The following is a 13,933-nucleotide window of genomic DNA, read 5'->3' as shown; positions in this document are numbered from 1 at the left end:
TAAAAAAGGGCTGCCAATATGGTAGCCCTTTTTTAGTCAATATCTTTAATTAATAAGCGGTCGCAGGTTTGGAATGATTAGGCAAAGTGAACACCTTGTCAAAAACCAGAGTAAATGTAAAAGTGTAAACTAAGAAAAACAGCAATAGCGCGACTTCCATCATAAAGGCTTTTACTAGACCAACATCGTACCAAATCATATACAGTGGTAAGCAGATCAATACTAGCCCGCCTTCAAAACCGAGAGCATGAGCACTGCGTATCCATAACGTACGACGTACAATACGCCTGCGACGTTCCCATGCTTCAAAAACAGTATTATATATAAAGTTCCAAATGACGGCTGCCACCGACATCAAGACAGCCACAGGTAGGGACTCTGATGCGTCGCTATGACTGAGTTTCATCAATATTAGGGTAGATAAGATAATCGCGATGATTTCGAAAGCTGTCACATAAACTAAGCGACGTTTAAGCGGTGATAAGGTCATCAACCAAGACTCCAAGGCACATAAGTGCGTACCAAAGTATCGGTCCGTCCCGAGTTAGAAAAGAGAGGTCAAGTGCATAGCCACGGTTTCTGCCTGCCCATACATTATACAGAAATAGGTCAAAAAATCATTGAGCACATTTGTAAACAGACGTAAGCAGCTTTATTAATGTTTAGCACCTGTTTGAGTCCAGACTATTTTGCTGGCAGACCCCATTTATTGGTTTCAGGTTTGGTATTACTCACTAAGAATACCAATAATATAATAGAACCTATCAGTGGCACTACCCCTATCAGAAACCACCATCCTGAGCGGCTAGTATCATGTAAGCGGCGGATAGTCACGGCAAGACCAGGCAAAAACAAACCAAGCACGGCCACTATATAAAACAAACCTGTCTCTGAGCTAAATACTATTGCGTCTAGCAGCATTGCCGCAATCATCACACCCACTTGTACTAGGAAAAAATACCAATACTCTTTACGGCGAGCGCGGCCCGAAAAATTTGTATAATTTCTCATGCCCTTTTTAAACCAGTCAATGATGCCATAGTTCGCTTCAGCACTATGATTGTTAGCCATCGTAGATCTAGGCAGTGGCGGCGGTGTCGATTTATCAAGCTTGATATTATTTTCCATAGGGCTTTTTGTCTCAGTCGTGAAAGGTAGAAATCGTCAATTAGTATGATCAATAATTGGCTTTGATTATAGTTACTCAATAAAAGTTTGTAAATAAATACTATCGTCAATCCTCTATAAAAGAGTGACAGCGTCAACCTCGCTTGAAGTAACACATATACATCTGTACTCGGTTGCTTTATCTCTTTTTTGAATCGAATCAACTATATTTATCTTAGGTTTTTTAACAAAAAACCCCGCATCATGACGATACGGGGTTCTTCTATTTTGAATATGAAGTTTTACATATACAGCTTCTAACCTTAAAAGCTTATATACTCAAGATTAGGTCAACTGAGCAACGTTGATTTTGTCTGCTTCTTCAGTATAGTCTTCCATACGGTCGAAGTTCATGTATTGATAGACTTCATCACCCATGCTGTTTAGCATGCCAGCATACTGCTGATACTCATCGTTAGTCGGCAGTTTACCAAGTACCGCTGCGACTGCTGCAAGCTCTGCAGAAGCTAGGTATACGTTAGCGCCTTGACCTAGACGGTTCGGGAAGTTACGGGTTGAAGTCGATACCGCAGTAGATTTCGGTGCGATACGTGCTTGGTTACCCATACATAGTGAACAACCTGGCATTTCAGTACGAGCGCCAGCTTGAGCGTAAACATTGTAGTAACCTTCTTCCATCAACTGGCGTGCATCCATCTTGGTAGGTGGTGCAATCCATAGACGAGTCTTCAGGCTTCCTGCTGGTACGTCTTGTAGCAATTTACCAGCGGCACGGAAATGACCGATGTTAGTCATACATGAACCAATGAATACTTCATCAATGGTATCGCCAGCGACGTCGGCTAGTGTCTTAGCATCATCTGGATCGTTCGGACAGCAAAGGATAGGCTCTTTAATCTCGCTCATATCGATAGTGATGTCGATAGCGTATTCAGCATCGTCGTCAGCACGCATGAGGCTTGGATTAGCCAACCACTCTTGCATTTGCTCAACGCGGCGGCTAATAGTACGTGCATCGCCATAACCCTCTGAAATCATCCACTTAAGCAGCGTGATGTTTGAGTTTAGGTACTCAGTTACTGAGTCTTCAGACAATGTGATAGTACAGCCAGCAGCACTACGCTCAGCTGAGGCATCAGATAGTTCGAACGCTTGCTCAGCGGTCAAGTCTTCTAGACCTTCGATCTCAAGAATACGGCCGTTGAACTCGTTGATTTTACCTTTCTTATCAACCGTCAAGTAACCTTCTTTGATCGCTTGATAAGGGATCGCATGTACTAGGTCACGTAGAGTGATACCAGCTTGACGCTCACCAACAAAACGAACACGAACAGATTCAGGCATATCAAGTGGCATTACACCAGTTGCAGCTGCGAAAGCAACTAGACCAGAACCCGCTGGGAACGAGATACCCATTGGGAAACGAGTATGTGAATCGCCCCCAGTACCCACGGTATCTGGAAGTAGCATACGGTTCAACCATGAGTGAATGATACCATCACCTGGACGTAAGCTTACACCGCCACGGTTCATGATAAAGTCAGGTAGTGTGTGCTGAGTCTCAACGTCAACTGGCTTTGGATAAGCAGCGGTGTGACAGAATGACTGCATCACTAAGTCTGCTTGGAAACCCAAACATGCTAAGTCTTTTAGCTCATCACGCGTCATCGGACCAGTCGTATCCTGAGAGCCGACCGTTGTCATTTTAGGCTCACAGTACATACCAGGACGTACGCCCTCTAGACCACAAGCTTTACCAACCATTTTCTGTGCTAGCGTGAAGCCTTTACCAGTATCAGCTGGCTCTTCTGGCTTAGCAAAGACGTCTGAGTGACCAAGACCCATGTATTCACGAGCACGGTTAGTCAAACCACGACCAACGATCAATGGAATACGGCCACCAGCACGAACTTCATCGAGCAACGTTGGTGAGTTCAATTCAAACGTTGATAATACTTCGTCAGAATCATGCTTAGTGATTTTGCCTTCGTATGGATAGATGTCAAATACATCGCCCATATTTAAGTTATCGACAGCGACTTTTTCGATTGGCAATGCGCCAGAGTCTTCCATCGTATTGAAGAAGATAGGAGCAATGTTGTTACCCAATACTAGACCGCCACCACGTTTGTTTGGCACGTTAGGGATGTCTTCACCCATCAACCACAATACTGAGTTGGTTGCAGACTTACGGCTAGAACCCGTACCAACGACATCACCAACATACGCCAACTGATGACCTTTTTGCTTCAGCTCTTCGATTTGCTTCATTGGGCCAACAACGCCCTCTTCGTCAGCATTGATGCCGTCGCGAGAGTTTTTGTGCATGGCTAGTGAATGCAATGGGATGTCAGGACGGCTCCATGCGTCTTGCGCAGGTGACAAGTCATCCGTATTGGTCTCGCCAGTGACTTTAAACGTCGTGTAAGTGGTTTTTGCTGGTACTTCAGCGCGGTTCAAGAACCATTCTGCGTCAGCCCAAGACTGGATCACTTCTTTAGCAATAGCGTTGCCAGCTTCTGCTTTTTCAGTCACGTCATTGAACGCGTCAAATACTAGCAAAGTCTTTTTCAATGCTTCAGCAGCGTCTTGAGCAACTTCGCTATCATCTAGTGCAGCAACTAGTGGCTGTACGTTGTAACCACCTTGCATCGTACCTAGGATTTCGACCGCTTTTTTCTTGCTGATAAGAGGTGATGATGTTTCACCTTTCAAAATCGCAGCCAAAAACGCTGCTTTAACGTATGCCGCTTGGTCAACACCAGCAGGGATACGGTTTTCTAGGAGGTTCATCAAGAACGCATCTTCGCCTGCAGGTGGGGTTTTTAGCAATTCAACCAACTCTACCACTTGTTTCTCGTTCAATGGTAGGGGTACAGTTCCTAGCTCAGCACGTTCTTCGACATGTTTACGATAAGCTTCTAACACAATAGTCGTCCTCGTCAGTTGGGTTTAGCACATTACGTGGGTAGTCAGCATGACAGCCTTCGTCTATATACTATAGGTAATAATTATCCGTGCAATCATATCTTAAAACGCTTTAAATGTTAATGGCTCAGCTCTGAAAAGGCGCATAGTAAGGCCATATTGAACATTTATTATAAAAATAGTGGCATCAATAATATGATTGTAGCGCTTATTATAACTGGTATTTGCCTGTTTACGCTTATCAATAAGCACTTGCTTTATGACTAAAAGTCACCATATGACTGTTATACGCTTTTGTAACGAATAACTTCAACAACATTTGGCTTAAAAAAACGTAGCAATATCGATTCATTAGCAGTCGAGTTGACACAATATTAAGGAGACGGTATGAGTGATAGCAATACGGACAATAATACTAATTATGACAAGGGTCTCAAGGTACGTACCGAGGTCATGGGTGCGCAACACGTGAAACGCTCACTTGATGCTGCCACAGGGTTTACCCAGCCGCTACAAGACTGGATTATCGAACATGCTTGGGGCAGTACTTGGCAAGATGACTCAGTATTACCGCGCAAGTATCGCTCATTAATCACCATTGCCTTTTTAATCGCCCAAAAAAGCCCAAGCGAGTTGAAAGGTCATATACGCGGCGCCATTAATAATGGCGCTAGTGTCGCTGAGATTAGAGAGGTGCTGATGCACAGCTTGCCGTATTGCGGTGCACCCGCCACTCAAGAAGCATTTCGCGCCGCCATAGATGTACTGAATGAGATGGAAATTGATATAGATATTTAAAACTATGGTCGTCAAAGCAATCGTAGTAACCTTAACGAAATCGTAATCTTAACAATATTGTTTAAAAGTTGACGACCAAATTTCTGCTATAATATCTACACTCATAAAACATTCTGATAATTCCATAAACCCTTATAATATAAAGGGTTAAGAGATAACTCTATTATGACAACTGCCGTACAAACACATGTACCTACTGCTAGGGCCAAACCAAAAAAAGCCATTCAAGGCGAAAAGCTGCGTGGCTATGACAAAGTTGCACGTATCCCAATTAAGGTCATCCCGACTGTTGAGGCAAAGAAAAAGCCTGATTGGATTCGGGTAAAAATGTCCTCGCCTGCTGAAGTTGCTCGTATCAAAGCAACCTTACGTGAACAAAAGCTCTATACTGTCTGTGAGGAAGCCGCCTGCCCTAACCTGCCGCAGTGCTTCGCTGATGGTACAGCGACCTTTATGATCATGGGTGATATCTGTACTCGTCGCTGCCCATTCTGTGATGTCGGCCATGGTCGTCCAAATGAGCTAGACAAGGATGAGCCGCGTCATACCGCTGAGACTATCGAAGGCCTACAGCTTAAGTATGCAGTAATTACGTCTGTCGATCGTGATGATCTCAAAGACGGCGGTGCTGGGCATTTTGTAGAAGTTCTGAATGAATCAAGAGCACTTAGCCCAAACTGCTTGATTGAAATCCTAGTACCAGATTTCCGTGGCCGTATGGATATTGCATTGGATTTACTGACAGAGACAGCGCCAGATGTATTCAACCACAACATCGAAACTGTACCACGTTTATATAAAGCGTTCCGTCCAGGCTCTGACTATCAGCATTCACTAGATTTGCTTAAGATTTATAAAGAACGCCGTCCTGATATCGCAACCAAGTGCGGCTTTATGGTTGGCTTGGGTGAAACCGAAGAAGAGGTTTATGCACTACTCGATGATCTAAAAGCACATGACGTGGATATGATTACGATTGGTCAGTATCTACAGCCTAGTAAAAACCACGCACCTGTCGATCGTTATGTCCATCCAGACGAGTTCCAACGCTATATGGACTACGGCAAAAAGATTGGCTTCTTTAGCATCTGGGCAGGTCCAATGGTACGCTCAAGCTACTTTGCAGATCGTCAATATTATGGCGAAGATTGCCCAGCACCTATCCGCAGTAAAAAAGCGCTAGAAGCTGAAGGCAAACTTGGCTGCTAACCTTAGAGGCTAATTTAGCAGTACAGTGATGTGAAAGTGCTTGTGAATAACTGTCGCTAAAACATCTACTAAGATAGTTGCTAGCAATATAAAAAGGGTGAATAACAAACTTGTTATTCACCCTTTTTTAGCTTTAATAGCTCTATAAAAGATTTAAACCCAATACTTTACACGGTTAAAGTTGGCGTCGGCTTTCCAGCTGTTTTTATATTAAATAAAGCAATACCAAGAACAATCACCCCACCGATAATACCTGTGACCATCTCAGGATAGATCAATAGTAAAGCACCGACCGTCAAGATAACACGAGTTACCGTATTCATACCGCCTCTAAAGTACCCTTCAAGCGCTGAGCTTAACGCAAGCACCCCAGTTATCGATGTCACTACTACCGTAATGATTTCCACAATTGGCGGCAATGGGAAGTCTTTTGCTGTTACTGCCAAACCTGTTGGGTCTATCATCAGCATCGTTGGATTATAGATAAACATAAACGGCACGATAAAACCAGCGAGGGCAAGTTTGAGAGACAAGAAACCTGTCTTCATCGGATCACCACCGGATATACCCGCACCTGCAAAGGCGGCGAGACACACAGGCGGTGTAATATTGGCAAAGATACCAAAGTAGAAAACAAACATGTGCGCTGACAAGATTGGAATATCAAAACCTGCCAATGCTGGAGCAGCCATCGTTGCCGTAATGATATAGGCAGGAATAGACGGTAATCCCATACCCAATACCATCGACGCTAGCATCGTTAAAATAAGCGTGAAGAATAGTGATCCTGCGCCTAGCGTCACAATAGATGAGGTCATTACTGTACCAAAGCTGGTCAAACTAACAACCCCAATGATAATACCAACGACCGCACAAGCAGCCATGACCGCTAGCGACTGACGCGCCCCATCTTCTAATGCGCCTAAAATGTCAGACAACCCCATGCGAGTCTCAGCACGTAGCATACTGATCAGCACAGTAAAGCCAATGGTATAAGCCGCTGCGTAACCCACAGGCACGTTTCTGATTAATAAGAAAATCAAAAAAACAATCGGTAATAGCATGTGACCGCGTGCTTTCAACACCTCTTTTACTGCTGGTAAGCTGTCTTTGGCAATACCTTTTAGATCGCGACGTCCAGCGCGGAAATGCACCTGAGCAATCACGCCTACATAGTACAGCACAGCTGGCAACAGTGCCGCCAAGGCAATCGTACTATACGGCAAGCCTGTTGTCTCAGCCATAATGAACGCACTAGCACCCATAATCGGTGGCAGAATCTGTCCACCAACCGAAGCACTCGCTTCCACCGCACCTGCAAAATCTTTGTGATAGCCGACTTTTTTCATCAGCGGAATGGTAAAGGCACCCGTACTAACGACATTTGATAAAGCTGAGCCATTGATACTGCCCATAAAGCCACTAGAGATCACCGCTACTTTTGCAGGACCGCCTTTTTTATGACCGGCAATTGCCAATGCCAAATCATTAAATAATTGGCCCATTCCCGAACGCGCTAGAAACGCACCGAAAAGGATGAACAAGAAAATAAAGGTGACCGACGCACCAATCGCAACAGAATACAAACCTTCCGTTTTTAGGAATAACTGACCGAAGATATCACCCATATCATAAGGGCGAGTCAGCAATCGATCAGGCATAAAGTCCATATGACTGACAAATGGATAGGCCAAAAATATGCCTGCTAAGATTGGTAAAATCCAACCTGTAATACGGCGACTGCCTTCTAGCACACATACCACGGTAATCAGTGAAAATATCACATCCATCTGATTTGCCATACCGCCGCGTGAGGTCACAATATCTTGATACTCATAAATGAGGTAACCCATACCAGACAAAGATAGAACAAACCATATCCAGTCATACCATGCGACTCGCTTACGGCTGCTTTTCTTGCTAGCTGGAAAAATTAGGAATATCAATGCAAAACCAACAGCCACGTGTACAGAGCGCTGAAGTAAAGCTGGCATCGGATTAAAGGTGATATATAAGTGAAAGAGTGAGTAAAGGATACAAATACCAGCAATAAAATATTTTACTGGTCCTTGAGTAATATGGCGCGTGATTGACTCTCGGTCATATTTTTCCAATACCGCTCGGTTGACAGCATCAGCATCTTTATCAATGTCAGCATCTGGCGTAGTATTCACACTACCTTGATCCGTCACTTGGGAGTTCATGACAAAAGTCCTTTTTAAATCTATCAATTAAATCATACGTCTTGGGCATGATTACTACTTCAGAATAGTCTGGCACCCATTGGTGAATCAAGAAACGATGGCCACCATAATCTATTTCACCCTTGGTCAGTCTAGATATGACCCAGTTAAGGCGAGGTAGCTTTTCGTTGATTTGATAACCCAGATAGCCAGGCTTTTGTATAGGAGCAAGCATTTCAGTGGAGGGTGTCCCCGCACCGAATGCTTCAAAATAAGTGGTAGTTAGTAACAGCTCAGCATTCTCTGGACTACTGCCGTCTATGCGTTGATACTGCTCTTCCCACCACTGTTTTTCTACTGAATGTATCCAACGTAGCTGAAACTCAGGCTCGACAAAGTAACAAATTTTATCGTCAGCACCATCTACGCCTGCGACTCGCACTTCAACGACAGACTGAAGCGTAAAGCCTGTCCATAGCGTAAAAAAAACCAGCGCGGCAATAAATGCCGCGCCAGTTGATAGCCATAGCGAATTATTTGGCTGCTTGTTCGTCATAGTACTTTTTAGCGCCAGGATGAATTGGAGCGACCATACCGTTATTAGCAGTTTCTAAACTGATATCATTGGCCGCTTGGTGAGCTGTCTTTAGACCGTCCAAGTTTTCAAACAATGCTTTGGTTAATTTATAACCATCATCTTCAGATAAATCAGAGCTAACCAATAGTGCATTCATGATTGCTGCAGTTGGAATCGCTACTTCGTTACCATAAGTATCGGCTGGAATCTCAAAAGTTTTGAAGTAAGGCTTGGTCGCAATAATTTCTTTTAACGTGTCTTGGTTGATAGTGACAATCTGTAAATCCAAGCCCTGCTCTAGCTCCATCAAAGATGAATTTGGTAGACCACTACTAAAGAATGCCGCTTCAATTTTACCTGCTTTCATACCATCAGCGGCTTCAGCAAAGCCCAGATAATCAACAGTAACATCATCATATGTGATACCAAACCCTTCAAGTAAAGTACGAGCATTTACTTCGGTACCAGAGCCTTGATCACCCACAGCAATACGCTTGCCTCGTAGATCTTCAATGTTTTTGATGCCAGAGTCCTTTGAGGTCACGATTTGTACGACGTTAGGGTATAGAACAGCAATCTGTTGAATGTTAGTAATTGGCTGCTCAAAGTTGTTTTTGCCTTCGACAGCATCCGTGACCACGTCACTCAGTGCCAAAACCATATCGACCTTGCCTTGGGTCAATAGATTGACGTTTTCAACTGATGCGCCAGTAGTTTGAGTTTTTGAGTTTACCCCAAAAGTTTTGACATAGACTTCAGATAATGAAGTGCCAATGATGTTGTAGGGACCAGATGCACCACCAGTAGCGATGGTAAGGAATTTTGTATCTAGCTTATCTGCTGCAGTAGCGGCGCTATCGGTTGCAGTACTTTCTGTGGCAGTACTCTCACTGCTTTCTGAACATGCTGCCAGACCTAGCGTGGCACTTAGCATAGCTGACAATAGCAATGGAGACTTTAAAGAGTTAAGCATGGAATTCATCCTTGAAATAATCGATTTTATACGTTTGACAATATTCGTATTTATACATAAATACGTTACAGACGAGTAATAATATAGTAATTCTATCAATAAATAAACCTTGGCTTACTTTCTCTTTTTCTTTCAATATCTTATATTTAAGGCTGTCTGAGAAAATGCTCATTATTTACTGATTTAACTAACGCTCGCCTGTTTTGCTATGCAAAACATTGTTTCAATAATTTAATATTATTACAAGAATCCACGCTATTGTAAACCTTTATCGATATCTAATAAGTACCGCTATGGTGCAGTATTTCTGAGGATATTTTATCTAGGTCAACTCAATAAGAACTTTCAATTTACAACCACAAGGACAAAAGTTCTGCTATATTTTATCTAACCTATTTTTTGGTTCATAGGTATTACATGGCGCTAGTTTGTGCCTCTCTTTTATCAACCCATTTGGATAGTCCTTATGACAATACCTAACACGGAAGTACTGGCACCATTATCTGCTGATATTGCTATCATCGGTGGTAGTGGTCTCTATCAAATGTCGTCACTGACCAACAAACGCAGTGTGACGATACAGACGCCTTACGGCAGCCCCTCTGATGATATTGTCTTGGGTGAATTAGAAGGAATAACTGTCGCGTTTCTGACACGGCATGGTCAGGGCCATAGACTAACCCCATCCGAAGTGCCTTATCGAGCCAATATCTATGCGCTAAAAACTCTAGAGGTGCGTTATATCGTTTCTGTATCAGCAGTTGGCTCATTGCAAGCGCATCTTGAGCCGTTAGATATGGTCGTGCCTGATCAAATGATTGATATGACCAAACACCGAGTGAGTACCTTCTTCGGTGAGGGTGCCGTCGCTCATGTGTCAATGGCAGACCCATTATGTCCAGCTTTAGCAGAACTCTTGACGCGCGCTTATGACCAAGCAGATATTGTAGAAGGCAACATCCATTCTAAAGCAACTTATATCTGTATCGAAGGCCCTCAGTTTTCAACTCGGGCAGAGTCGGAATGCTATCGTCAAATGCAGGCAGATATCATTGGTATGACAAATATGCCAGAAGCCAAATTGGCTCGTGAGGCTAGTATTGCTTATGCTACGTTAGCTCTGGTGACAGACTTTGACTGTTGGCATCCGACTGAAGAAGCCGTCAGTGCCGACTATGCCATAAAGAACCTGATGAAAAATGCGGATAATGCACAAAAAGTGATACAGGAAGCAGTGGCTTTGATTGCCGCTGAACTGCCTGATTCAATCGCTCATAATGCCCTTGCGCAGGCATTAGTCACACCTATAGATACGATGGACGAGCAGACCAAGATCAGATTAGCCGCCTTGCTGCCGTAATCTGGATGCGTATTCTCTGCTTTGAATGACTACTGCTAATCGGTTTAACTTTAATAGGCTGTCTTTAGTCGTATCAAAAAAAGACCATTATCTGAAATAATGGCCTTTTTTGTAATTTATCATATATGTTTGAAATATATACTCAGTACATAACTTTGGTATTAGCAGCAACCGCCCAAGCCAGCTGCCGATATCATAGGTTGATTGAACGGCATTAGCTCACCGCAACCTGCAAAAATCCCGTAGTGACGACTGTCATCACCGATAAAATCAAAATGCGGCGCAAAGCGCGACTCTTGTAGCATTCGGAACGTATTACCACATACTGGAAACACGCGCCCAGCTTCGATAGCATGATGTTTATCGAGATCAAACCGATGCGGAGACTGCTCGATAGTTCCTTTATATACGACCGCTTGTCCATGATCTTCGCAAGCATCCTCAAGCGAGTCAATTTTAAATAAGCGGTAAGTCGCAGAGTAAAACTGAATATCACCAATTTTAGCCGCCAACACAGGGTCTGTAATCTCAAGTGGGCGATCTTCAACTAGGCGAGGATCCAAGAGTCCTGCATCTCGTGACAAACGGTTAAAATCCTTCCAATACAATGCGCCACTCAAACACTCTCCATATAAAACTGGATCTTCAATTAGGTGTTGCGGGATGCGGCGATCGGCATAAACGTCAGAAAAATAAAACTCACCGCCAGGTTTAAGCAGACGCTGCACACTGGCCATGACTGCCGCTTTATCTGGTGATAGATTAATAACGCAGTTTGAGACGATGATATCAAAGCTACCAGCCGCCAGATCTAATTCATCTAGCTTCTCGATATAACCATGCAAAAATGTCACATTATCATAACCGAACTTATCGACATGATAAGCTTGATGCTGTTTGGCAACGGCCAGCTGCTCATCGGTCATATCGACACCAACTACGTACCCACTCTCTCCAACCAGCTGTGCTAATGCATAGACATCTCGACCTGAGCCACTACCCAAGTCCAAAATTCGGCAGCCTTCCAGCAATGCAGGGCATACTAGACCACAGCCATAGTAGCGACTCAGTACCTCATCATGAATATTTGCCAGTAGTGGTTTGAGCCATTCAGGCATATTGCTAATATCACAACAAGCTGAAGTCTTTAAATCATCGGTACTCTGTAACTCTTTACCATAGTAATCCTGTACGACGTCATGCATAACAATATCCTTATTGAATGTGCCATCCGGTTAAAAGACTTATCAAACGATCTTAGAATATACAACTACCTTAGCGAATTTATTAACCTGATTGTCAATTATCAACTGCCATCGACTTTAATATTGACATGAGAATCTAGCCAGCCTGACGGTAAATGTTTTAGATCTTTTGGCTCATCAATATCATGTAAAGGATCAAATAACGCCAGTGTCCAACCTAATGCTGCTATGCGCTGCTTAGTGACAGCGGCTACACTGGCAGTGCTCCAGGTAATATCCGAAAACAGGCTGCTATCAACTTGCTTAAACCCCAACAACACATAACCACCATCAGTCGCTGGAACCATGACCGTATCATGTTGATCTAATTGCCTTACCGCTGTTTGAATACACGATACCGTGAGGCTAGGACAGTCCGTACCAACTAACACAACCTTTTTAAAATGTTGCAGTGCGCGCTGACTGGCCACCAACATACGCAAACCCAAGTCACCATCAGTCTGAGCAGACCAGCGCAGCGAGTTGGGCAAATCAAATGCTTGCCAGCATGAATCTGTTGGTACTGGACTCACACATAACTCAACGGAAAAGCCAGTATCAATAGCCTGATCGATACTATGTAGCAGCAACTGCCTCGCCATACCTGCAGCACCTTCTACCCCTAGCGCTGGCTGCAAACGGGTTTTTGCCTTATTAGGCGCTGGATACTTTGCAAAAATAATGATGCAAGTATCCTGATGTCCTGCAAATGAATCAGTTGTCACTATAACTGTCTCTCAATCGGTCGAATGCATCAGTATGGACGCTTTCTTATCTTACCCACCATATTAATAAAACAAATAACTTTACGACTTGTAGTAGCGTTGCTTTAAAACGTCAGGCGATACGCCGCACCAATAATCAAAGCGCAGCTGCCACATCAAAAAAATCGTCTGCCATGTGCCATGCTGCTGCCAACGCCTCGCTGAGGTCGTAACTTTACTTTTTAGACAAGCTGGTCGAGCAATCTTTATTAGCCGTTTACACAGCTCGATATCTTCCATTAATGACTGATTAGGATAGCCACCAATCTGCTCGAATACAGACTTTTTGATAAATATTGCTTGATCGCCAGTGGCTATCCTCATTAGGCGTGAGCGCTGATTTATCATTAGTCCCACGATTTTTAACAATGGATCACGGCTATCTAAACGCACATCAAAACGTCCCCAGTCATACTGAGCCATTGCTTGTTGAACATTATCTATCGCGTCAGCTGGTAGCTCGGTATCAGCATGTAAGAATAGCAACACATCACCCGTGGCTAATATAGCGCCCATATTCATTTGCTGAGCACGTCCAGCTGTAGAGTCAATAACATACCATTTGATAACTGACTGAGCAGTCTCTGTACGTTTGAGCAAGCTGTTGGCGACCGTAACTGAGTCATCTACCGAACCTCCATCGACCAATATTACTTGCTGCGGTGCCGGATCGAGGCTAGCTATGTGAGCCACGAGCTTAGGCAAGTTATCCGCTTCATTTAATAAAGGAACGATGATAGAGAGATTCAATAGATATACCGTCACATTA

The 13,933-nt window shown here is 43.7% G+C and carries 12 protein-coding genes; 3 read left to right on the top strand and 9 right to left on the bottom strand.

Going from position 1 to position 13,933, the window contains the following annotated elements; translation table 11 throughout:
- Positions 1–49: 49 nt before the first annotated feature.
- From ACT3QN_RS05630 to acnB, 3 genes are all read right to left on the bottom strand, one after another.
- Positions 50–490 carry a PACE efflux transporter gene (locus tag ACT3QN_RS05630; protein ID WP_444523240.1) on the bottom strand — a complete coding sequence of 147 codons (441 nt, stop codon included), beginning with the start codon at positions 488–490 and terminating at the stop codon, positions 50–52.
- 194 nt (positions 491–684) lie between these two features.
- Positions 685–1,128, bottom strand: a complete 444-nt coding sequence (locus ACT3QN_RS05625; protein WP_444523239.1) for a DUF805 domain-containing protein — start codon at positions 1,126–1,128, stop codon at positions 685–687.
- A gap of 324 nt (positions 1,129–1,452) precedes the next feature.
- Positions 1,453–4,056: a bifunctional aconitate hydratase 2/2-methylisocitrate dehydratase gene (gene acnB / locus ACT3QN_RS05620; protein WP_444521316.1), complete on the bottom strand. Its 2,604-nt coding sequence runs from the start codon at positions 4,054–4,056 to the stop codon at positions 1,453–1,455.
- Positions 4,057–4,443: 387 nt separating this feature from the next.
- Here acnB and ACT3QN_RS05615 point away from each other — a divergent pair, with 387 nt between their 5' ends.
- A complete protein-coding gene (locus ACT3QN_RS05615) occupies positions 4,444–4,854 on the top strand; it encodes a carboxymuconolactone decarboxylase family protein (protein ID WP_444523238.1) in 411 nt (136 codons plus the stop codon).
- A 165-nt stretch (positions 4,855–5,019) separates the two neighbouring features.
- Positions 5,020–6,063, top strand: a complete 1,044-nt coding sequence (gene lipA / locus ACT3QN_RS05610) for a lipoyl synthase (protein WP_444523237.1) — start codon at positions 5,020–5,022, stop codon at positions 6,061–6,063.
- A 167-nt stretch (positions 6,064–6,230) separates the two neighbouring features.
- Here the strand turns inward: lipA and ACT3QN_RS05605 are convergent, their stop codons facing one another.
- From ACT3QN_RS05605 to ACT3QN_RS05595, 3 genes are read right to left on the bottom strand one after another with little or no spacing between them, the layout of a single operon-like run.
- Positions 6,231–8,267, bottom strand: coding sequence for a TRAP transporter permease (locus ACT3QN_RS05605; RefSeq protein WP_444523236.1), 2,037 nt, complete (start codon positions 8,265–8,267; stop codon positions 6,231–6,233).
- Complete coding sequence (locus ACT3QN_RS05600; protein WP_444521312.1) at positions 8,239–8,802, bottom strand: DUF1850 domain-containing protein; 564 nt, start codon at positions 8,800–8,802, stop codon at positions 8,239–8,241. The genes ACT3QN_RS05605 and ACT3QN_RS05600 overlap by 29 nt, the downstream gene beginning before the upstream one ends.
- Positions 8,780–9,796 carry a TAXI family TRAP transporter solute-binding subunit gene (locus ACT3QN_RS05595; RefSeq protein ID WP_444523235.1) on the bottom strand — a complete coding sequence of 339 codons (1,017 nt, stop codon included), beginning with the start codon at positions 9,794–9,796 and terminating at the stop codon, positions 8,780–8,782. The genes ACT3QN_RS05600 and ACT3QN_RS05595 overlap by 23 nt, the downstream gene beginning before the upstream one ends.
- Before the next feature lie 466 nt (positions 9,797–10,262).
- On the opposite strand from ACT3QN_RS05595, the gene mtnP reads away from it, so the two are divergent.
- On the top strand, positions 10,263–11,156 hold the full coding sequence (gene mtnP, locus ACT3QN_RS05590; protein ID WP_444523234.1) for an S-methyl-5'-thioadenosine phosphorylase: 894 nt from the start codon (positions 10,263–10,265) through the stop codon (positions 11,154–11,156).
- A gap of 161 nt (positions 11,157–11,317) precedes the next feature.
- Here mtnP and ACT3QN_RS05585 read toward each other — a convergent pair whose 3' ends face one another.
- The 3 genes from ACT3QN_RS05585 to ACT3QN_RS05575 form a co-directional block, all read right to left on the bottom strand.
- Entirely contained in the window at positions 11,318–12,361 is a 1,044-nt protein-coding gene (locus ACT3QN_RS05585; RefSeq protein WP_444523233.1) for a methyltransferase domain-containing protein, read from the bottom strand.
- 101 nt (positions 12,362–12,462) lie between these two features.
- Complete coding sequence (locus ACT3QN_RS05580) at positions 12,463–13,125, bottom strand: TIGR04282 family arsenosugar biosynthesis glycosyltransferase (RefSeq protein WP_444523232.1); 663 nt, start codon at positions 13,123–13,125, stop codon at positions 12,463–12,465.
- Positions 13,126–13,206: 81 nt separating this feature from the next.
- Positions 13,207–13,929, bottom strand: a complete 723-nt coding sequence (locus ACT3QN_RS05575; protein WP_444523231.1) for a TIGR04283 family arsenosugar biosynthesis glycosyltransferase — start codon at positions 13,927–13,929, stop codon at positions 13,207–13,209.
- Positions 13,930–13,933 lie beyond the last annotated feature (4 nt).

Origin of the sequence: Psychrobacter sp. AOP7-C1-14, from assembly GCF_052376135.1 — a bacterium.
GTDB lineage: Bacteria > Pseudomonadota > Gammaproteobacteria > Pseudomonadales > Moraxellaceae > Psychrobacter.
Note: the sequence above shows the minus strand (reverse complement) of the source record. Positions and strands in the feature narration are given on the sequence as shown.

What these genes read in the sequence shown, in the direction of transcription:
- ACT3QN_RS05630 (WP_444523240.1), bottom strand. Translation starts at nt 490, where the DNA reads ATGACCTTATCACCGCTTAAACGTCGCTTAGTTTATGTGACAGCTTTC.
- ACT3QN_RS05625 (WP_444523239.1), bottom strand. Translation starts at nt 1,128, where the DNA reads ATGGAAAATAATATCAAGCTTGATAAATCGACACCGCCGCCACTGCCT.
- ACT3QN_RS05615 (WP_444523238.1), top strand. Translation starts at nt 4,444, where the DNA reads ATGAGTGATAGCAATACGGACAATAATACTAATTATGACAAGGGTCTC.
- lipA (WP_444523237.1), top strand. Translation starts at nt 5,020, where the DNA reads ATGACAACTGCCGTACAAACACATGTACCTACTGCTAGGGCCAAACCA.
- ACT3QN_RS05605 (WP_444523236.1), bottom strand. Translation starts at nt 8,267, where the DNA reads ATGAACTCCCAAGTGACGGATCAAGGTAGTGTGAATACTACGCCAGAT.
- ACT3QN_RS05600 (WP_444521312.1), bottom strand. Translation starts at nt 8,802, where the DNA reads ATGACGAACAAGCAGCCAAATAATTCGCTATGGCTATCAACTGGCGCG.
- ACT3QN_RS05595 (WP_444523235.1), bottom strand. Translation starts at nt 9,796, where the DNA reads ATGCTTAACTCTTTAAAGTCTCCATTGCTATTGTCAGCTATGCTAAGT.
- mtnP (WP_444523234.1), top strand. Translation starts at nt 10,263, where the DNA reads ATGACAATACCTAACACGGAAGTACTGGCACCATTATCTGCTGATATT.
- ACT3QN_RS05585 (WP_444523233.1), bottom strand. Translation starts at nt 12,361, where the DNA reads ATGCATGACGTCGTACAGGATTACTATGGTAAAGAGTTACAGAGTACC.